Genomic DNA, 17,580 nt, shown 5'->3' with positions numbered 1-17,580 from the left:
GTCCCGGCCGTCCCTTGGCGGGATGGCCTCTGCCGGTCTTATCGGCCCGCCGGCCCGCCGGCTTGAGGGGCGGGCCGGCGGTGCAGGCCCTGTCGTGAAGTCGCGCGCCCAAAGAAAAGGGGCGGGCTGAAAGCAGCCCGCCCGAAGAAGCACAAGGTGTGCTTAAGGAGGAGACGAACACGAACACAAAACCACTGCCACGAGACCTGTCGACTCCCGTCGCCGCCGTGCCGGGTGGCCTGTCGGCGGCGGGAGGTGGTGGTGCCAGCCACTGTGTTGTCGGCGGCACCGCCGGAAAACTTGAGGGGCGACCGCTGAAGTGCGGTGCGGCCCGTTGTGCAGCCCCGGTGGCGGCCGGCGGGCCGGCCTGCCGGGCTGGGGGGTCAATCGTCCAGACCGGAGGGGCCGGCGGCCGACAGCTCGCGCTCGGCGGCGTTGGGCAGCTGCAGCGAGCCGGCCTGGCGGCCCTTGCCTGCCCGCGCCGGCGGGTTGCACAGGCCGCAGATGTAGTGCTTGGCGATCTCGTGCGGATGGGTCACGTAGTGGCCCCCGCAGCGGGTGCAGCGGGTCATGGTCAGCATGCCGTTGTCCACGAACTTCACCAGGCGCCAGGCGCGTGTCACCGACAGCATCGGCTCCAGCTGCTGCACTTCCACATGCTCCAGGTAGAGCTGGTAGGCCTTGATGACGGTGTCGATCTCCTCCATCTCCGCGGTCTTGTTGAGGTACTCGTGGATGTTGAGGAAGAGGCTGGCGTGGATGTTGGGCTGCCACGTCATGAACCAGTCGGTGGAGAAGGGCAGCTGACCCTTGGAGGGGCTCTTGCCCGACACCTCCTTGTACAGCCGCAACAGCCGTTCGTAGGAGAGGTCGGTCTCCGACTCCAGGACCTGCAGGCGGGCGCCCAGCTTGATCAGCGTGACCGCACGTTCGATCTGCCGCTGTTCGTCAAGGATGCTCTTGGTGCGTGCCATGGCGGGGCTCCGTCTGGGAGGCGTGGAGGTCGGTCGGAGGCGTCAGGGCAGGCCGCTCAGGCGGCTTCCTGGTGGCGGCCGGCCATCAGGATGGAGGCGTGCAGGCGGCTGACGCTGTCGTTGGCGGCGGCCTTGCCGTGGCTGGTCAGCAGGCTCCAGACCAGCTCGTCGTCCATGCGGAAGCGGCACAGCAGGGTGTTGCCGCTGGCGATCTTCATCATCTGCGCCGGCGTCAGGGTGTTGAGCAGGCTGGCGGTTTCCTCCGAGATGCCCAGGCGGAACAGGGCCTGCTCGCGGTCGGCGCGGATCAGGCTCTGCGCCAGCATCAGGTAGGACAGGTTGGCTTCGCGGATCTCGGCGAGGATTTGAGAGGTTTCCATGGTGCTTCTCCTGGGGCGTGTTGCGGTGGTGTTGCGTTGGAGTGAACTTTACGGAGCGACACGGGGGCGAAACATCGGCGGCGTTCGGTGACTGGAGTCCCGGTTTCTCCAATGCCCGTGTCAGGCAAATTCCTACACAGCCTGTCATCCAAGGCCTCGAACTGCGGGGTAAAGACCGTCCAGTTCCGCGCCGAAACCCCGGCCTGCCCCGGGGGCTTGGCAGGACTGCGGGTTTTTGCCTAGGCCTGATCCGCCAGGTTGAAAGTGCGCTGAAAGCCGTCAGCACTGAACATGCCACCGCTGCTGCCCCGCCGCGCATCCCTTGCAGCGCCTGGCGCAGCCCACAACCACAGGAGACCCACCCCATGCAACGTCGACATCTTCTGCAGGCCGCCGCCCTGGGCGCCCTGGCCCCCCGCCTGGGCCTGGCCCAGGAGACCTATCCCAGCAAGGTCATCACCTGGATCTGCCCCTACGGTGCCGGTGGTGGCGCCGACATCCGCTCGCGCCAGATGGCCAAGCTCATCGGCTCGCAACTGGGCCAGACCATCATCGTGGAGAACCGCGCTGGCGGCGGCGGCAACGTGGGCACCGATGCCATCGCGAAGGCCAAGCCCGACGGCTACACCATCGGCATGGGCAATTTCGCGCCCCTGGCGGTCAACCATGCGCTGTTCAAGAAGCTCAGCTACGACCCCTTCAACGACCTGATTCCGGTGATGCTGATCGAGCGCGGTCCGCTGATCCTCACCGTGCGGCCGGACTCGCCCTTCAAGACGGTCAAGGACATCGTCACCGCCGCCAAGACCAAGAACGCCAAGCTCAGCTACGCCTCGGGGGGCATCGGCGGCTCGCACCACCTCAGCGGCGCGCTGTTCGAGCACAGCGCCGGCATCGACATGACCCACGTCCCCTACCGCAGCGGCGGCGCGGCCACCACCGACCTGATGGGTGGGCAGGTGGACATGATGTTCGAGCAGATGTATGCGGCCATGCCCTCGCTCAAGGCCGGCAAGCTGCGCGGCCTGGCCATCACCAGCAAGGAGCGCTCGCCGCTGATGCCGGACATCCCCACCATGGCCGAGATGGGCTATCCCGAGGTGGAGTCGATGAACTGGCAGGGCCTGGTGGTGCCCAAGGGCACGCCGGCGGCCATCGTCGCCCTGCTCAACAAGGCGGCCAACACCGCCCTGAAGGACCCGGTGCAGCGCGAGCTGATGCTGGCCCAGGGCAATGAGATCGGCGGCGGCACGCCCGAGGCCTTCGCGGCCTTCATCAAGTCCGAGGCCGCCAAGTGGGGCAAGGTGGTCAAGGCCGCCCGCATCGAGCCGGAATGACCCGGGAGGGTCGGCGGCAGCGCCCCGGGCCGGGGTGGCGCCGCCGGCGGCTGCATCTGCGGGGCCTTCGCCCTGCAGTTCGGCGCATGGCCGACCGGCGCGGCTGCCTACAGTGGGTCATCCCCTGCCGCCACCCTCTGCCATGTCCGACGCCCCCCCCCTGAGCGAGCGCCCCTACCTCATCCTCTGGCGTGCCGGTCCCGGCTCGCTCCATCCGCAGGCCATGGCCGGCCTGGCGCAGCAGAACTTCGACGTGGCCTTCTCGTGGTACGGCGATGAGCCGCCGGCCGAGGCCGATCAGGCGGTGTTCACCCACCTGGTCAAGGGGGCCAAATGGCCTGGTCTGCAGGCCACCCTGGCACAGCACTGGGACACCGTTTCCCGCTACCAGTACGTCTGGATCCCCGACGACGACCTGGCCTGCACACCGGAGAACGCCAGCCGCCTGTTTGCCATCTGCGCCGACCTGCGGCTGGAGCTGGCCCAGCCGGCGCTGAGCCACGACTCCTACTTCGCCCACCCCATCACCCTGCAGCATCCGGCCTTCCAGCTGCGCTTCACCAACTTCGTGGAGATCATGGCGCCGGTGCTGTCGGTGGATTTTCTGGCGCGGGTGTACCCCACGCTGGACGGGGCGATCAGCGGCTACGGCCTGGACAGCCTGTGGCCACGCCTGAGCGCGCTGGGACGGCTGGCCATCGTTGACGACACCCCCATCCGCCACACCCGCCCGCTGGGTGGCCCCAACTACGCCTTCAGCCAGAAGGCGGGCCGCTCACCGCTGCAGGAGGACGGCTGGGTGTGTGCCACGCATTTCATCGAGTCCGCCTCGGACCAGCACCTCAGCCTGGGTGGCTTGCTGCAGAACGGCGACGCCGTCTGCCTGGGGGCCAGCCCCACCGAGCTGGATGTGATGCTGGAGGCGGTGCTGGCCAGCCTGCAGCCCCTGGTGGCCCAGGGCCGGCTCAGCGCGGCGCAGCTCACCCGCTACCTGGGCCACCACCTGGCGTGGTGGCAGGGGGGCGAGCAGGGCCGGGTGCGCTATGGCCGGCAGTTTGTGCGCGCGGTGCTGGAGCAGGCGCTGGCCCCGGCCGGCCTGCACTTTGGCACCCCGGCCGCCCGGCCGGCGGTGGAGGCGGGCAGCCTGGCCCGGGCGGAGATGTTCCCGAGCTACCGGGCGCATTGAGCGCTGCCGGGTGCAGCCCGGTGCGGTGTGGCGCTCAGGCGGCGGCGGCGCCGGGGGCCGATGCCGGTGGCGTCTGGTCCTTGGCCTGCAGCGCCTCACGGCGGCGCTGGATCTGCCGGCGCTTGGTCCGCTTGGCCTCGCGTTGGGCGCGGCGCACCGCCCGTGCCAGCTCGACACCGCTCAGCAGCGCAGGGGCTGGCTGGCCCGATGCCTCGGCCTCTAGACGTCGCCAGAGTTGGAACAGGGCGCCTTCCAGGACCGGCAGCGGCGCATCCTCGGCCAGCGGCGTGCCCAGCTGTGCGGACAGCCAGCGCACCGCCTCGGGCCCGGGCCGCAGCAGGTCGGCTTCGGTGGCCACCTGGCGCAGGCCTGCGGAGGCGGCCTGCGGGGTGTCCAGGGGGATGGCCACCCGCGCCTGCGCCCATTCAATCTCGTCGCGGTGCTGGGCCATCAGCCCGGCCACCAGCACCGGGTCCAGGGTCATGCGCGGGCCTTGCAGGCGGATGAGCTGCTGGATCAGGCGGTCGCGGATCGCCCGCGTGTCCTTTTGCTTGGCCGGCACCAGCGCCGCGTGCTGGAGGACATAGAGCAGGGACAGGGCATCGGCCGACAGGCGCTCGTTGACCCGGGGTTGGGCCCCGGGCAGGGGCGTGAGCCCCAGGCGCTGCAGAAAGTCCTGCACCACGCAGCCGTCGGGGAAGGTGGACGGCTCATAGGGCCAATACTGCACCTGGTCACGGCCCAGCACCCGCTCGAACTTCTCCAGCTGGGTGCGGTAGCGCGGAAAACTGGCCGAGGGCACGAAGCGGTGGCCGCCGCCGCGGATGAGCTGCTGCTGCGCGCTGTCCATGTGGCTGGCCACCGGGCGCAGGTAGCCCACGGCCTGTACCACGTCGACATGCCGGCGCAGGGTCTGCACCAGGGCGTCCAGCTCCGGCTCCTGCAGATGGGTCAGGCCCTCGGCGGAGAGGATGAGGGTGTCGGCCGGGGCCTGCGCCAGGGCCTGCTCCAGCTGGGCTTGCAGCCGGGCCTGGGCGGCAGCCAGGCGCGCCGGGTGGCCTCCGGCGCGGGCGATCTTGCGGGTCGCCTGGCGGGAATGCAGCTTTTGCACCGACCCGCTGCTGTTGGCGTGGCCAAAGTGCAGGTAGGTCCAGCGCGTGGGGTCGGTGGGCGGATGCTCGAACAGGTAGGACTGGATGGCGGAGCTTCCGGTCTTGTGCATGCCGAAGTGGAGGATGCAGCGGCGCATGGCGGGCTTTCAGTGGGACAGGGGGCGCGGGCGCCGGTCCGGGCCGCGTGCTGTCCCATGGTACCCAGCGTCTGTGGCACCCGGCGGCTGGCCGGCGCTGCAGGTGCCGGGGCTACGGATGCTAACCGTGGGGGGCGGTCGGGCGCCGCGCCGGGCCTCAGCCCGGATAGCCCAGCAGCCGGGCCAGTTCCGGCATGCCCAGGTCTTGGTAGGCCGCTTCGGCCTGTGGCGTCCACAGCGCTTCGCGCGGGATGGGAAAACGCTGGCCCACCGCCTTGGTCTTGTTGTCGGCGGCCTTGGCGCGGGCGTGCAGGTCCAGCAGGTTGGCGTCGTCCAGCCGCTGGCCAAAGGCCCGGGCGATGGTGCGCAGTGCGGGCAGGGGGTCGGCGCCCATCAGGGTTTCGAAGTCCACGGCGGCGTACTCGCCGATGGGGCGGGTGCGCACATACCAGGACGACTGGCGCAGCTGGTGGTAGGCCACCCAGGTGGCCACGATGTCGGCCATGACCGGGCCGTGCTGGCGCAGGTACAGGGTGAAGGCGGCCAGGTGGTCGGGCACGGTGCGGGGATGGATCCAGCGCACCAGCTCGTCGTCGCGCCGGAAACGGAAGTCGATGAACTCCGAGACCAGGGCCTCGCGCGGGTGGCGCCGGCAGGCCAGCACCGCCACCTCGGCCTGGTGCGGACGGTTGAAGTACAGCGGGGGCATGTGGCCCACGCACAGCGCGCCCGCCGGCAGCTCGGCCAGGGTGCGGGTGAAGGGTTGCTGGCGACGCACGGCCGAGGGGTTGTGCGCGTTCTCAGCCAGGCTCTGGGCGGCGGTGTCCAGGTAGTGGTCCTCACCCAGGTGGATGCCGCTGTGGTACCAGCCCAGGCGCGAGGCCAGCTCGGCCAGGAAGTAGGTGCCGGCCTTGGGCAGGGTGAAGACGTAGAGCTTGCTGGCCTTCATGCGACGGGCCAGGGGGCTGCCGCCAGAGGGGGCGGGAAGCGCCTCGGCCGCGGCTTGCTCCGGGGGCGCGGGGCGTTCCAGCAGGGCCAGCACCTGGGCCTCGGTCAGGGGCTGTCGGGGGCGGCGGGCCTGGCGGGTGGGCAGGTCGATGACGGTCATGGTGCGGCCCTGGCGTGCTTCAGGCGGCCATGGCCAGGCGATAGTCCTCCAGGCGCTTGGCCACCACCTCGATCAGTTCGGGGGCCTGTTCGCGCAGGTGGGCCACCGCGGCGCCGTCGGCCAGGCGCAGCCAGGTGTGCAGGGCGGCCTCGGCCTGTCCGGTGGCCTCCTGGCTCATGGCCAGGGTGTAGAGGCTGCAGCCATGCTCGGGCTGCAGCTTGAGGGCGTGCTGCGCCAGCGTGGCGGCTTGCGCAGGTTCACCGTGGCTCAGGGCCAGCGCCGCCAGGTCGGAGATCACCTCCACCTGGCCGGGCCAGCGCTGCAGGGCCTGGCCCAGCAGGGCTATGGCGCCGTCCAGGTCCCCGGCGCGGCTGGCGGCAAAGGCCTGTTCGCGCACGTCGGCCAGCTGGCAGGCCTCGTCTTGGGCTGGGGTTTGGGGGCTGGCGGCGGCCGGGGTCTGGGCCGGTTCGGTGGCGAGCTGCAGGCTGGCGGCCTGGCCCAGTGCAGGCAGGCGCAGGCAGGGCTCGCCGAAGAAGTGCAACCAGGAGCGCTCGAACATATAGCCGTAGGTCTCGTAGCTGCGGCTGAGCTGGCGCATCTTGGGCAGGCATTCGCCCTGCTGGCGCACGAAGTCGTGCAGGCGGGCGTTGCGCACCGCGAAGATGGCGCCGTAGGAGAACACCCCCAGGTCGGCCTGTGCCGCCTGTGCGGCCAGCGTGTGCAGGCCGCACAGGTGCCAGAAGTGCGCTCCGATGTGGGTGCCGGGCTTGAGCCCGTGCATGTTGTGGTACGCCAGCCCGATCTTGACCGCCCCCACGTCGTGGAAGGACAGCGGCGCCCAGGTGTGCAGCGAGTAGTGCTCCGGCCGTACCGGCACGTCCTCGATCCAGTCGCGCTGGTCCTCCTTGACCAGGCGGCCGGGGGGGATCTGCTGCTCGGCCAGCCACTGCACCGACAGGGGCTGCACGTCGCGCCAGTGGTCACGCAGCTCCACCAGGTCCAGCAGCCAGGGGGCGTGCTCAAAAGGGCCGCCCTGGGTGAACAGGGTGAAGCCCTGCGGGTCCATGTCCAGGTCGTGCATCAGGTGGTGCAGGTAGGTATCGCTCTCGCGCCCCTGGTTCTCCAGCGGGATGACCCGGGCGTTGGCGGGCAGCACGCCGGCGGCCAGTTCCGGACCCTTGTTGTAGACCAGCAGGCGGGCGTCGGCGGGCAGCTGGTGCAGCCAGCCCAGGTCTTCCTTGTAGCGGGCGATGACGACGGTGAGCATGCGGTTTCTCCGGGAGGGTGGTGGGGTCTGGGGCAGGGCACCGTAGGGTGGCGCCGGGATGTGGGGAGGACTCTAGGGGTCGGGGTCGTGGACTTAAGGCCGGATCAGGTGGGCGGAGCCCGGGTTGTTCGGGGGCCGTCGGCGCTCAAGTCACTTGAGGCCGGTCCGAGGGGGTGGGCGGTGGTGCCAGGCCGTGGTGCAGGGCCAGGCGGCGGAAGGCCGCCCGGGGCAGCGGCCAGCCCGGATGGGCTGGCGCCGGCGGGCGCAGGGCACTGGCCCAGCCGGCCGGCTGGGGCCAGGGCGGCAGCTCCAGGGCCTGCAGCAGGCGTTGCCAGGCGGCGCTGGGGTCGTCCCGGGCGGCGGGCACCTCCAGCAGGGGTTGGCGGCTGCGCCGCAGCTGGGTCAGGCGCAGACCGAAGACGAACAGGTACTGCTGCACCGGGTCGTCCATCACGTGGAGCCGCCAGGCCTGTTCCGGCGCCAGGCTGTGGGCCCACAGGGCCAGGCGGGGGCGCTGGCGCACCTCCCACAGGCCCAGCAGGGCGGGGGCCTCGGGGCTCAGGCCCCAGGCTTCGGCCTCGCCGGCCCAGCGGTGCAGGAAGGCGGTTTCCGGGTCTTGCAGCAGCACGGCGCCGCGCCAGCGGTGGTGGGGCAGGAACATGCCCGGGCCCAGCAGCAGGTGGGTGGTGTCGGGCCGCAGGGCCGGGCCCAGCCAGGCTTGCACCAGCGGGCGGGGGATGCGGTTGGCGGGCCAGGCGCCCAGCAGGCAGGCGGCGCTGCGCAGGTCGGGCTGGCCCGGGGGGCCGCGCCGGCTGCCCACCCATTGCACGCCTGGCAGCTGGCCCAGGGCCTGCAGCCAGGCGGTGCGGGGGGTGTCCAGGCTGGCCGCCAGGTGGATCAGGCGCAGGGTGGCGGGCATGGTGGCTTGGCGCGGGGGAGGCGCGGCGTCGGATGTGGACTCAGACCGGGCAGACCGCGGTGCTGACGCCGCGGGGCAGGCGGGGCGCGCGCCAGGCGGGCGTGGGGGCACCGGCGCCGGTCACCACCTTGAGCGTGGGCGCGCCCAGGCGCAGGCGCTGGCTGGCGGCTTCTTGCTGGTCGGCGTCGGCGGGCACGTGGCTGTCTTCGGCCTGCACCCACTCGATCATGCGGCTGGCCCAGTTGTGGCGGGCCAGCACCGCCTCGCCGGGGCTGCGGGCCAGGGCCGGGCGGTGCAGCCAGCCGGCCTCTTCCACCAGGGTGGCCAGGTCCGGGCGGTTGGCGTCGTAGCGCCAGACCAGGGACTCCGGCAGGCCGGCGGCGTCCAGGCCGCTGTTGTGGTTGGTCAGCACCGGGCAGCCCATGGCCGCGGCGGTGTAGACCCGGTCGTGCACGCCATGGGCCCAGTTGGGGTCGAAGTTGACCAGGGCCTGGTAGTGCGGCAGCAGCCGGGCGATGTCGCCGTGGGCGATCTGGCCGACGTGGCGCCAGTGCGGGCCTGCCGGCAGCAGCCGGTCCCAGCCGGTGCCGAAGAAGTCCACGGGCAGCTCGCGCAGGCTTTCCACGGCTTGCAGCCGGCGCTCGCGCTTGACCCAGGAGTCGATGGCCACCAGGGCGGCCAGGCGGTCGCGCACCAGCACCTCGCGCGGGCTCCAGCACAGGGCGTCGGCCACGGTGCGGGCGGGCATGGCGTGGGCGTGGGGCGCGCGCAGGGCCTCGGCCACGCGGGCCCGGGCGGTGGCGTCGGTGAAATGCTGCAGGGTGCGCTGCAGCAGGGCTTCCAGGCTTTCGCCGGCCTGGCCGCCGCCCAGCTCGTTGCCCACGTGACCGACCACGCACAGCCGTTGCTGCGGGGCCACGGGCTCGGCCAGGGCGCCCAGCGCCGGAAAGGCGCCAAAGGGCAGGTGCTGCCAGCGTACCGGCACCGCCTCGGCCAGCCACTCGCGGTAGCCGGCTTCCGGGGAGATCAGGCCCAGGCGGCCGTCGGCCACGGCGTCGGCCAGGAAGTCGCGCATCACCGGCACCCGGGCCAGGTCGTAGAGCACCGCATCCAGCAGGTAGACCGACACCGGGACCTTGAAGCGGCGCCAGAGCACCTCACCCTCGACCCGGGTGGCCAGCGGCAGGGGGCCCAGGGAGAGGATGCCGGCCACCTGCTCGCTGCCCAGGCGTGCAAGCTCGGCGGCGTCGGCGGGCAGGTGCAGCACGCGGGCGTTCAGGCCCAGGCAGGTCAGGCCGGCGGCCATGCGGCCGGCCACGCTGCTCACCGCCTGCTGCGGGTGGTCAAAGCTCAGCAGCAGGAATTCCTTGGTGGGGGCGGTCATGGGGGCTCCTTGTCTTGGTGGGCGGGCGTGGCGCCGTTTCAGGCGGGCTGCGGCCGGGTGGCGGCCTGCAGGGGAGGGGGCGTTGCGCTGCCGGCCGCAGGGGCGACCTGCGGCGGGGTGTCGGGGGTGGGGTCGGCCGGCCAGTCCTGCGGCAGGCCACCGAAGTCGGGCTGCAGGGTGCGGGCCAGGGTGCGCTCGCGCGGGGTGGTGGCCACCTTGCGCAGGGTGAGCTTCATGAAGGCGGCCTGGTCGCGGGTGCAGGGCCGCAGCTGCTCGTCCAGCCACTGGAACTGGGCGGTCTCGAAGCGGTGTTCAAACCAGCCCAGGTACCAGAACCATTCGGTGTAGTAACGCCAGGACGCCTCATTGAGGGCACGCACGTGGGTGGGGTCCTGCCAGGCGGTGCAGGCGCCTTCGTAGGGCACCTCGATGTGGAACTCGCCGCCTTCGCGCAGCAGCGTCAGCACATTGCCCATCAGGGCGGGCAGGTCGGGCACGTGTTCGAGCACGTTGTTGGCGTAGACCAGGTCCACCGACCCGGCCTCCAGGCGCACGGTGGCGCCCAGCGGGCCGGTGGCCTGCAGGGGCCACTGCCGGGGCTGGCCCAGGTCCAACACCAGGTCGGGCTGGGTGCGTTCCAGGATGTCGAGGTTGAGCCAGCCGGGCCGGTAGTCCTTGCCGGAGCCCAGGTTGATGCAGCGCGGCCGCCAGGGGCCGGGGGCCGGCCGGGCCCGGGCGTAGGCCTGGGCGTAGCCGGCGGCAAAGCCCAGCAGGCCGGCGTAGGCCTGCTGCAGGGCGCTGTCGGCCGCTTGGTCGTGGGCAAAGGCGTGCAGGCGGGCCTGGGCGCTGGCGCACCAGGCGGGCGAGCCGAAGTCTTCGCGCAGGAAGCGCGTCAGGGCCAGGTCGTCGGCGGGCAACCAGTCGACCGCCGCCTCGAACACCGGCGCGGCCTGGGTCAGCGGGCCGCGCTCGGACAGCAGCGGCGTGCCCAGCGACAGCACGTGGAAGGCCCGCACCTGCTCGAAACGGCTGGTGGCGTAGAAGTGGCCGTTGAGCACGGCCTTGGCCTGTCCGATGAAGTGGTCGCGCTCCTGGGCATAGAGCGGGTGGTCGAACTGGGTGACCTGCAGGCCGGCGGCCTCGATCCGGGCCAGCAAGGCACGGCGGCGCTCGTTGAGGCTGCCAAAGAACAGCAGGTCGATGGGCCGCTGGCCCAGGGGCAGGGGGTCGGTCGGCACCAGGTAGGAGGCGGGCCCGAAGCCGATCACGGGCACATCAGCCGGATCGCGGGCATAGGCGGCCAGGTTGCCCGTGTCGTAGTCCACCACCGCGCTGCGCTGCAGCAGGGCCAGGTAGTCCGGGGCCACCGGGGCGCCGCCAGGGCCGAGCTGCTCCAGGTTGACGACCAGGCAGCAGTGGCCGTCCAGCAGGTCCGGCGGCAGGGTGGGGTGGCGGCCCAGCAGGTGGGCGCCCAGCACCAGGTTGACCGCGTCGTGGCGCAGGCGGTTCTTGGCCAGGCTCACGCTGGCGCCCTGGCGGCGCAGCTGCCAGCGCAGGTAGCGGGCGGCATCGACCAGGCCCAGGGTGTGCACGTAGCCGGGGGGCTGCAGCAGGCACAGGTGCAGGGCCGGGGTGGGCGCGGCGTCGGGCCAGGGCAGGTCGTGGGGATGCATGTGCGGGCCGTGTGGACAGGGGGCTCAGCCGCCCAGGGCCGGGCCGGCCTCGTCGGGCAGGCACTGGGCAGGCAGGTGGTCGGGGGGCAGGCCGGCGGCGTGCCGGGCGGCCATGCGTTCGTACAGGGCGTCCAGCGCGCCGGCCAGTCGCGGGGTGTTGAACAACGGCAGGCGAAGGCGCCGCCGCTCCAGGAAGGCCTTGATGCCCGCCAGGGTGTCGGGATTGCGGGCCAGGGAGACGGCGCGTGCCACATAGGCCGCCTCGTCCTCGCACACCAGCGCACCCAGGGCGCAGGCGTGCACCAGGCTGGCGGCCACGCGGGAGGCGAAGGTCCGGCCGGGCACGGTCAGCACGGGGACGCCGGCCCACAGCGCCTCGCTGGCGGTGGTGTGGGCGTTGCAGGGCCAGGTGTCCAGGAAGAGGTCGGCCTGCCGCAGTCGGGCGATGTGCGCGTCCAGCGGCAGCTTGGGCGCCCAGGCCACCCGCGAGGCGGCCACGCCCCGGGCGCCCAGCTCCCGCATCAGGTTGACCTGGGCGTGCGGGTTCCAGGCCAGCATCCACAGCACGGTGTTCGGCGCGCGGGCCAGGATCTCGGCCCACAGGTCCAGCAGCCTCGGGCTGATCTTGTAGGCCTGGTTGAAGCTGCACAGCACCACCGCGTCCTGCGGCAGGCCCAGCGCCGCGCGCGGCGGGGCGGGTGGCAGGGCACGGTGCCGGTCGTTGGGCTGGTAGGCGTAGGGCAGCTGGGCGATGCGCTCGCTGAAGTCGTCCGCGTGTTCCAGCGGGGTCACCACCGGGTCGCCAATCAGGTAGTCGATGAAGTCGGCGCCGGTGGTGGCGGGGTAGCCCAGCCAGGCGGCCTGCACCCGGGCCGGTCGCCAGGCCAGCAGTTCAAAGCGGCTGCCTCGGGTGTGGCCTTTGAGGTCCACCGCGATGTCCAGGTCGTGGGCCCGCATCAGGCGGGCGATGTCGCCATGCGAGGACTGGCTGACGTCGTGCCAGTGGTCTGCCGCGGCGCGCACCCGCGCCCCGATGGCGCTGCCGTCGTCGGCGCCATGCGAGTAGAGGAAAACCTCGAAGCGGCTGCGGTCGCGCAGCTCCAGCAGCTCGGCCAGCAGCACCGAGGTGGCGTGCTGGCTGAAGTCGCAGGACAGGTAGCCCAGCCGCAGCCGGCCCGGCTGGCGCGGCCCCGCCGGTGGCAGGGGCGTGAGGTGGCGGGTGAGGCCGCGTACCCGCAGCGCGCCGCAGCGGCGCTGCTGCTCGGGGGTGGCGTCGATGGCCAGCAGGGCAAAGGGGGACAGCAGCTGGGCGTCGGTCTCGTCGGCGCTGTCCACCGCAGCCAGCAGGGCGGCGGTGTCGGCCTCGGTGTGGGTCCAGTCACAAGTCTGCCGGCCTTCGTGCACCAGCAGGGACAGCGCCAGCGCCCGGGTCGGCCCCTCGCGGTCCAGTTGCACCGCCGAGCGGAAGCACTCGGTGGCCTCGCGGGTCAGACCCAGGTCCTTAAACGTCAGGCCCAGGCGGTAGTGGACCAGGGCGTCGTCCAGCCGCAGCTGCAGCGCGGCCATGTAGGCGCCCAGCGCCTCCTGCAGGCGACGGGCCTGGAAGAGCAGGTTGCCGTGGGCGTTGTGCCAATCGGCGTCGCGGGGGGCGTGCGCCGGCAGGGCGTCCAGCAGCCGGGCCGCCTCAGCAAAGCGGTGCCGCTGGCCCAGGATTTCGCCCAGCAGGCGGCGCGCCAGCGGGCTGTCGGGGGCCACTTCCACCGCCTGGCGGGCGCTGGCCTCGGCCTCCTCCCACTGCCCGGCGGCCAGTTGGGCACGGCCCAGGTTCAGCCAGGGCAGTTCCTCGGCTGGGGCCTCGGTGGCCGCCCGCCGGAAATGGGCCACCGCGGTCTCCCAGTCTTGCGCCTTGTATGCCCGCAGGCCGGCCAGGCGGTGGCGTTCGGCGGCCACGCCGGCCATCACGCCGCCGTCGCCGGGCGCCGCAGGCGCAGCGGTGTGGGGTGACGGGGCGGTCGCGCTCATGGTGCAGCCACTGTAGAAAGGCCTTGAGGCCGCCTAGCCCTGGATAAGCGGGGTGGGGGCGGGGTAGTTCGGCGCCCGCACGGGCCTAGACTGGCCGGCAGTCCACTCCCCATGCCCTCAGGGTGATCCATGACCGCTCCCGCCTTCACCTTGCGCCGCGCGACCCCGGCCGATGCCGAGGCTTTCGCCCAACTCTTCGGGGACGAGGCCGTGCAGGCCGGCACCCTGCAGCTGCCCTGGCCATCGGTGGAGGCCTGGCGGCAGCGCCTGACTGAGCCGGCAGCCGCCGGGCCGCAGCGCGCCGACCTGCAGCTGGTGGCGCAGGCGGTCGGGCCCTCAGGGCTGCCGGAGGTCATCGCCTCAGCCGGGCTGCACACCGTTTCGCCGCAGGTGCGGCGGCGCCATGTCCTGGGCCTGGGCATCAGCGTGCGCGGGGCCTGGCAGGGCCGGGGCGTGGGCGCGGCGCTGATGGGGGCGCTGTGCGACTACGCCGACCGCTGGGCCGGCGTGCTGCGCCTGGAGCTCACCGTCTACACCGACAACGCGCGCGCCATCGCCCTGTACCAGCGCTTCGGCTTCGTGCAGGAGGGGGTCATGCGGGCCTATGCCCTGCGCGATGGCCGGTACGTGGACGTGCTGGCCATGGCGCGCCTGCATCCTGACCCGCCCCGCAGGGCCTGAACGGCCGTCTGGTCTCCGCCCGACAGGGGCTCATGCGAAACTGCCGCCCTTTGTTCACCCTGTCCGGAGACCCCATGGCGCCGACTCCCGTGCCTGAAACCCAAGATTCCGACGTCGAGGCGCTGGAGGCCGTGTGCGAGCGCATGGTCGGCTTTGACCCGATGGCCAACCTGGAGTGGCTGGACGGCTACATGGCCGCCCTGGCCGCCGGGCCGCGCCGGGTGCCGGTGGAGGAATGGCTGCCGGTGTTTGCCGACGGGCTGTTTGCCCGCGTGTTCGCCGATGAGGCCGATGCGGCCCCGGCCCGGCGCCTGATCGCCAAGCGTTATGCCGAGCTGTGCTGGCAGCTGGACGCCGAGGCCATCCTCGATGCACCTGACGAGCTGCGCATCGACCCGCTGATGTACAAGTTCGACGCCGACACGCCCGAGGACGCGACCCCGGCCGAAGGCGACGCGCCGGCCGAGGGGGCCGCCCCCGCGCAGGACGAGGCCGTGGCGGTGCCCGCCGAGCCGGTGCCATCGCAGGAAGCGGCGCCGGCGGAGGACGAGGCGCTCACCCCGGCCGACTGGCCTGGCGACGGTGTGTACTGGGCGCTGGGTTTTGGCGATGCCATCGCCGACTTCGCCGACGATTGGGAGGAGCCGGACGAGGACGCGGAGGACGCGCAGCTCTTCCACGACCTGCTGGAGTCCATCGCCTTGCTGGCCGAAACCGAGGGAGAGGCCCGCCAGGAGACCATGCACCGCCTCTACGACGGCGTGGACCTGGACCGCGACGAGCTGATCCATGAAGCCCTGTTTGCCACCCAGGAGCTGCGCATGTACTGGCTCAACCACGCGGCCAAGCCGGCCCAGCGCCGGATCGAGCCCAAGGTCGGCCGCAACGACCCCTGCCCCTGCGGCAGCGGCAAGAAGTACAAGAAGTGCCACGGCGCCGAGGCCTGAGCCCCCGCGCCGCCTGACCTCACCGCACGCAAGGACGAGACACGCCATGACCTGTGCTGCGCCTGCTCCCGGGGCGACCGCCGGCGCCGAGCTGGCCGGCCGCCACATCGTCTTGGGCCTGAGCGGCGGCATCGCCTGCTACAAGGCTGCCGACCTGACGCGCGAGCTGGTTAAGGCCGGCGCCACCGTGCAGGTGGTGATGACCGCCGCGGCCGAGGCCTTCATCACCCCGGTGACCCTGCAGGCCTTGTCCAACCGCCCGGTGTTCACCAGCCAGTGGGATGCGCGGCCGGACAACAACATGGCGCACATCGGCCTCTCGCGCGAGGCCGATGCGGTGCTGATTGCCCCCGCCAGCGCCGACTTCATGGCCAAGCTGGTGCAGGGCCGGGCCGATGACCTGCTCTCGCTGCTGTGCCTGGCGCGGCCGCTCGAGCGTGTGCCCCTGCTGGTGGCTCCGGCCATGAACCGCGAGATGTGGTCCCACCCGGCCACCCAGCGCAACGTGGCGCAGCTCCGTGCCGACGGCGCCACCGTCCTGGGGCCCGGCGCGGGCGACCAGGCCTGCGGCGAGGTGGGTGACGGCCGCATGCTCGAGCCGGCCGAGCTGCGGGACGCGCTCATCGCCTTCTTCCAGCCCAAGCTTCTGGCCGGCCGCCGGGTGCTGATCACCGCCGGCCCCACCTTCGAGCCCATCGACCCGGTGCGCGGCATCACCAACCACTCCAGCGGCAAGATGGGTTTTGCCATCGCCCGTGCGGCGGCCGAGGCCGGCGCCGAGGTCACCCTGGTGGCCGGGCCGGTGCACCTGCCCACGCCCGCGGGCGTGCGCCGCTTGAACGTGCAGAGCGCTCAGCAGATGTTTGACGCCGTGCTGCCGTTGGCGCCGCAGCACGGGTTGTTCGTGGCCACGGCCGCCGTGGCCGACTGGCGGCCCGCCGCCCTGGCAGGCGAGAAGATCAAGAAGACTGCCGAGCAGCGTGTGCCCACGCTCAGCCTGACCGAGAACCCTGACATCCTGGCCGCTGTGGCGCGCCTGCCCGCAGGCCAGCGGCCCTGGTGCGTGGGCTTTGCCGCCGAAAGCCACGACCTGCTGCGCCACGCCCGCGAGAAGCGCGAGCGCAAGGGTGTGCCCCTGCTGGTGGGCAACATCGGCCCGGCGACGTTCGGCCAGGACGACAACGCCTTGCTGCTGGTGGACGCCCAGGGCGCGGTGGAGTTGCCGCGTGCACCCAAACTGACCTTGGCGCGCGCCCTGGTGGCCGAGATCGCCCGGCGCCTGGCCAACGCCCCGACGTTTCCTTCCCCGACCTGACCATGACGACCATTGACGTGAAGGTGCTGGACGCCCGACTGGCGGACCAGCTCCCGGCCTACGCCACCCCCGGCAGCGCCGGGCTGGACCTGCGGGCCTGCCTGGACGCGCCTCTTGAACTGGCACCGGGTGCCACCGCGCTGATTCCCACCGGCTTGGCGGTGCACCTGGGCGATCCCGGTCTGGCGGCGATGATCCTGCCGCGCTCCGGGCTGGGCCACAAGCATGGGATCGTGCTGGGCAACCTGGTGGGGCTGATCGATTCCGACTACCAGGGCCCGCTGATGGTGAGCTGCTGGAACCGCGGCCAGACCGCCTTCACCGTGCAGCCGCTGGAGCGGATCGCCCAGTTGGTGATCGTGCCGGTGGTCCAGGCGGCTTTCCGTGTGGTGGACAGTTTCGACGCCAGCCAGCGCGGCGAGGGCGGCTTCGGCTCCACCGGGCGCGGCTGAGGCGCCGCGCCTGTCGAGGCTCAGTGCAGGGTCTCGCCGTCCGGGGCGGCCTGCACCACGGTAAAGGGCGACTCGTTGCCCACGCTGCCGGCCTCGATCTCCTCCTCGGTGGCTTCGCGCACTTCCAGCACCTTCAGGTGCAGGCGCAGTGCCAGGCCGGCCAGCGGATGGTTGGCATCCAGCACCACATGCTCCGGATACACCTCCGTCACGGTGTAGACCAGGCCCTCCGGCATGTCCTGGGTCTGCGCCCCTTCAGGCAGGCCCTCGAACTGCATGCCCGGGGCGATCTCGGCGGGAAACAGCGCCCGCGGCTCAAAGCACATCAGCTCGGCACGGTAGTCGCCAAAGGCGTGTTCGGGTTCGAGGTGCAGATGGGTCTCGAAGCCCTCGGCCTGGCCGCCCAGGGCCTCCTCGACCTTGGGCAGCAGGTCTTCGCCACCAAAGAGAAATTCGACCGGTTCGGCCAGTTCGTCGATGAGCTGGCCCTGCGCGTCCGAGAGCACCCAGGTGAGCGTCACGACGCAGGGAGAAGTGATGTTCATCAGGCAATCATGGCATAGGGCGGCGGCCCGCCCGGTGGTGCGGATGCCCCCGCACACGCCCTTGATCTGCGCCAAGAGGCGTGCATGGCCGGCTGGCCCCGGCCCGGCTGGTGCGCCGGGCAAGGGACAATCGTCCCCATG

Annotated in this window: 16 protein-coding genes; 6 read left to right on the top strand and 10 right to left on the bottom strand. The window is 72.0% G+C overall.

The window, feature by feature from the left end; all coding sequences use genetic code 11:
• Positions 1–383 precede the first annotated feature (383 nt).
• Positions 384–974 (bottom strand): flagellar transcriptional regulator FlhC, encoded by a 591-nt coding sequence (flhC, locus tag G3A44_RS01780; protein WP_163455761.1) that lies wholly within the window; start codon positions 972–974, stop codon positions 384–386.
• 56 nt (positions 975–1,030) lie between these two features.
• On the bottom strand, positions 1,031–1,354 hold the full coding sequence (gene flhD / locus G3A44_RS01775) for a flagellar transcriptional regulator FlhD (RefSeq protein WP_163455760.1): 324 nt from the start codon (positions 1,352–1,354) through the stop codon (positions 1,031–1,033).
• Between the two features lie 365 nt (positions 1,355–1,719).
• Here flhD and G3A44_RS01770 point away from each other — a divergent pair, with 365 nt between their 5' ends.
• Together G3A44_RS01770 and G3A44_RS01765 are read left to right on the top strand one after the other, a co-directional pair.
• Positions 1,720–2,691 carry a Bug family tripartite tricarboxylate transporter substrate binding protein gene (locus G3A44_RS01770; RefSeq protein WP_163455759.1) on the top strand — a complete coding sequence of 324 codons (972 nt, stop codon included), beginning with the start codon at positions 1,720–1,722 and terminating at the stop codon, positions 2,689–2,691.
• 142 nt (positions 2,692–2,833) lie between these two features.
• On the top strand, positions 2,834–3,877 hold the full coding sequence (locus G3A44_RS01765) for a DUF707 domain-containing protein (RefSeq protein ID WP_163455758.1): 1,044 nt from the start codon (positions 2,834–2,836) through the stop codon (positions 3,875–3,877).
• 34 nt (positions 3,878–3,911) lie between these two features.
• Here G3A44_RS01765 and G3A44_RS01760 read toward each other — a convergent pair whose 3' ends face one another.
• From G3A44_RS01760 to G3A44_RS01730, 7 genes are all read right to left on the bottom strand, one after another.
• Positions 3,912–5,099, bottom strand: coding sequence for a hypothetical protein (locus tag G3A44_RS01760; RefSeq protein ID WP_163455757.1), 1,188 nt, complete (start codon positions 5,097–5,099; stop codon positions 3,912–3,914).
• Between the two features lie 184 nt (positions 5,100–5,283).
• Positions 5,284–6,234, bottom strand: coding sequence for a hypothetical protein (locus G3A44_RS01755; RefSeq protein WP_163455756.1), 951 nt, complete (start codon positions 6,232–6,234; stop codon positions 5,284–5,286).
• A gap of 19 nt (positions 6,235–6,253) precedes the next feature.
• Positions 6,254–7,501, bottom strand: a complete 1,248-nt coding sequence (locus G3A44_RS01750) for a tetratricopeptide repeat protein (protein ID WP_163455755.1) — start codon at positions 7,499–7,501, stop codon at positions 6,254–6,256.
• Positions 7,502–7,646: 145 nt separating this feature from the next.
• Positions 7,647–8,420: a hypothetical protein gene (locus G3A44_RS01745; RefSeq protein ID WP_163455754.1), complete on the bottom strand. Its 774-nt coding sequence runs from the start codon at positions 8,418–8,420 to the stop codon at positions 7,647–7,649.
• Positions 8,421–8,460: 40 nt separating this feature from the next.
• The gene (locus G3A44_RS01740; RefSeq protein ID WP_163455753.1) at positions 8,461–9,804 is read right to left on the bottom strand and encodes a glycosyltransferase family protein; all 1,344 of its coding nucleotides are present in this window, start codon (positions 9,802–9,804) and stop codon (positions 8,461–8,463) included.
• 38 nt (positions 9,805–9,842) lie between these two features.
• Positions 9,843–11,477: a methyltransferase domain-containing protein gene (locus G3A44_RS01735; RefSeq protein WP_163455752.1), complete on the bottom strand. Its 1,635-nt coding sequence runs from the start codon at positions 11,475–11,477 to the stop codon at positions 9,843–9,845.
• Between the two features lie 24 nt (positions 11,478–11,501).
• On the bottom strand, positions 11,502–13,499 hold the full coding sequence (locus G3A44_RS01730; protein WP_163455751.1) for an O-linked N-acetylglucosamine transferase, SPINDLY family protein: 1,998 nt from the start codon (positions 13,497–13,499) through the stop codon (positions 11,502–11,504).
• Positions 13,500–13,628: 129 nt separating this feature from the next.
• Between G3A44_RS01730 and G3A44_RS01725 the strand changes: the two genes are divergently transcribed.
• The 4 genes from G3A44_RS01725 to dut all read left to right on the top strand — a co-directional run bounded on the left by G3A44_RS01725 (position 13,629) and on the right by dut (position 16,894).
• Complete coding sequence (locus tag G3A44_RS01725) at positions 13,629–14,180, top strand: GNAT family N-acetyltransferase (protein ID WP_163455750.1); 552 nt, start codon at positions 13,629–13,631, stop codon at positions 14,178–14,180.
• Positions 14,181–14,254: 74 nt separating this feature from the next.
• Positions 14,255–15,127, top strand: coding sequence for a UPF0149 family protein (locus tag G3A44_RS01720; RefSeq protein WP_163455749.1), 873 nt, complete (start codon positions 14,255–14,257; stop codon positions 15,125–15,127).
• A gap of 46 nt (positions 15,128–15,173) precedes the next feature.
• The gene (coaBC, locus tag G3A44_RS01715; protein ID WP_163455748.1) at positions 15,174–16,442 is read left to right on the top strand and encodes a bifunctional phosphopantothenoylcysteine decarboxylase/phosphopantothenate--cysteine ligase CoaBC; all 1,269 of its coding nucleotides are present in this window, start codon (positions 15,174–15,176) and stop codon (positions 16,440–16,442) included.
• 2 nt (positions 16,443–16,444) lie between these two features.
• Positions 16,445–16,894 carry a dUTP diphosphatase gene (gene dut, locus G3A44_RS01710; RefSeq protein WP_203561250.1) on the top strand — a complete coding sequence of 150 codons (450 nt, stop codon included), beginning with the start codon at positions 16,445–16,447 and terminating at the stop codon, positions 16,892–16,894.
• Between the two features lie 20 nt (positions 16,895–16,914).
• On the opposite strand, the gene G3A44_RS01705 is transcribed toward dut, so the two are convergent.
• Positions 16,915–17,439 (bottom strand): FKBP-type peptidyl-prolyl cis-trans isomerase, encoded by a 525-nt coding sequence (locus tag G3A44_RS01705; RefSeq protein ID WP_163455747.1) that lies wholly within the window; start codon positions 17,437–17,439, stop codon positions 16,915–16,917.
• Positions 17,440–17,580 lie beyond the last annotated feature (141 nt).

The sequence above is a fragment of the Ideonella livida genome, from assembly GCF_010499455.1.
GTDB classification, from domain to species: domain Bacteria; phylum Pseudomonadota; class Gammaproteobacteria; order Burkholderiales; family Burkholderiaceae_C; genus Ideonella; species Ideonella livida.
The sequence above is the reverse complement of the archived record's forward strand: the minus strand, read 5'-3'. Positions and strand labels throughout refer to the sequence as shown.

What these genes read in the sequence shown, in the direction of transcription:
- flhD (WP_163455760.1), bottom strand. Translation starts at nt 1,354, where the DNA reads ATGGAAACCTCTCAAATCCTCGCCGAGATCCGCGAAGCCAACCTGTCC.
- dut (WP_203561250.1), top strand. Translation starts at nt 16,445, where the DNA reads ATGACGACCATTGACGTGAAGGTGCTGGACGCCCGACTGGCGGACCAG.
- G3A44_RS01705 (WP_163455747.1), bottom strand. Translation starts at nt 17,439, where the DNA reads ATGAACATCACTTCTCCCTGCGTCGTGACGCTCACCTGGGTGCTCTCG.
- G3A44_RS01760 (WP_163455757.1), bottom strand. Translation starts at nt 5,099, where the DNA reads ATGCACAAGACCGGAAGCTCCGCCATCCAGTCCTACCTGTTCGAGCAT.
- G3A44_RS01750 (WP_163455755.1), bottom strand. Translation starts at nt 7,501, where the DNA reads ATGCTCACCGTCGTCATCGCCCGCTACAAGGAAGACCTGGGCTGGCTG.
- G3A44_RS01755 (WP_163455756.1), bottom strand. Translation starts at nt 6,234, where the DNA reads ATGACCGTCATCGACCTGCCCACCCGCCAGGCCCGCCGCCCCCGACAG.
- G3A44_RS01765 (WP_163455758.1), top strand. Translation starts at nt 2,834, where the DNA reads ATGTCCGACGCCCCCCCCCTGAGCGAGCGCCCCTACCTCATCCTCTGG.
- G3A44_RS01740 (WP_163455753.1), bottom strand. Translation starts at nt 9,804, where the DNA reads ATGACCGCCCCCACCAAGGAATTCCTGCTGCTGAGCTTTGACCACCCG.
- G3A44_RS01735 (WP_163455752.1), bottom strand. Translation starts at nt 11,477, where the DNA reads ATGCATCCCCACGACCTGCCCTGGCCCGACGCCGCGCCCACCCCGGCC.
- G3A44_RS01730 (WP_163455751.1), bottom strand. Translation starts at nt 13,499, where the DNA reads ATGAGCGCGACCGCCCCGTCACCCCACACCGCTGCGCCTGCGGCGCCC.
- flhC (WP_163455761.1), bottom strand. Translation starts at nt 974, where the DNA reads ATGGCACGCACCAAGAGCATCCTTGACGAACAGCGGCAGATCGAACGT.
- G3A44_RS01725 (WP_163455750.1), top strand. Translation starts at nt 13,629, where the DNA reads ATGACCGCTCCCGCCTTCACCTTGCGCCGCGCGACCCCGGCCGATGCC.
- G3A44_RS01745 (WP_163455754.1), bottom strand. Translation starts at nt 8,420, where the DNA reads ATGCCCGCCACCCTGCGCCTGATCCACCTGGCGGCCAGCCTGGACACC.
- G3A44_RS01720 (WP_163455749.1), top strand. Translation starts at nt 14,255, where the DNA reads ATGGCGCCGACTCCCGTGCCTGAAACCCAAGATTCCGACGTCGAGGCG.
- G3A44_RS01770 (WP_163455759.1), top strand. Translation starts at nt 1,720, where the DNA reads ATGCAACGTCGACATCTTCTGCAGGCCGCCGCCCTGGGCGCCCTGGCC.
- coaBC (WP_163455748.1), top strand. Translation starts at nt 15,174, where the DNA reads ATGACCTGTGCTGCGCCTGCTCCCGGGGCGACCGCCGGCGCCGAGCTG.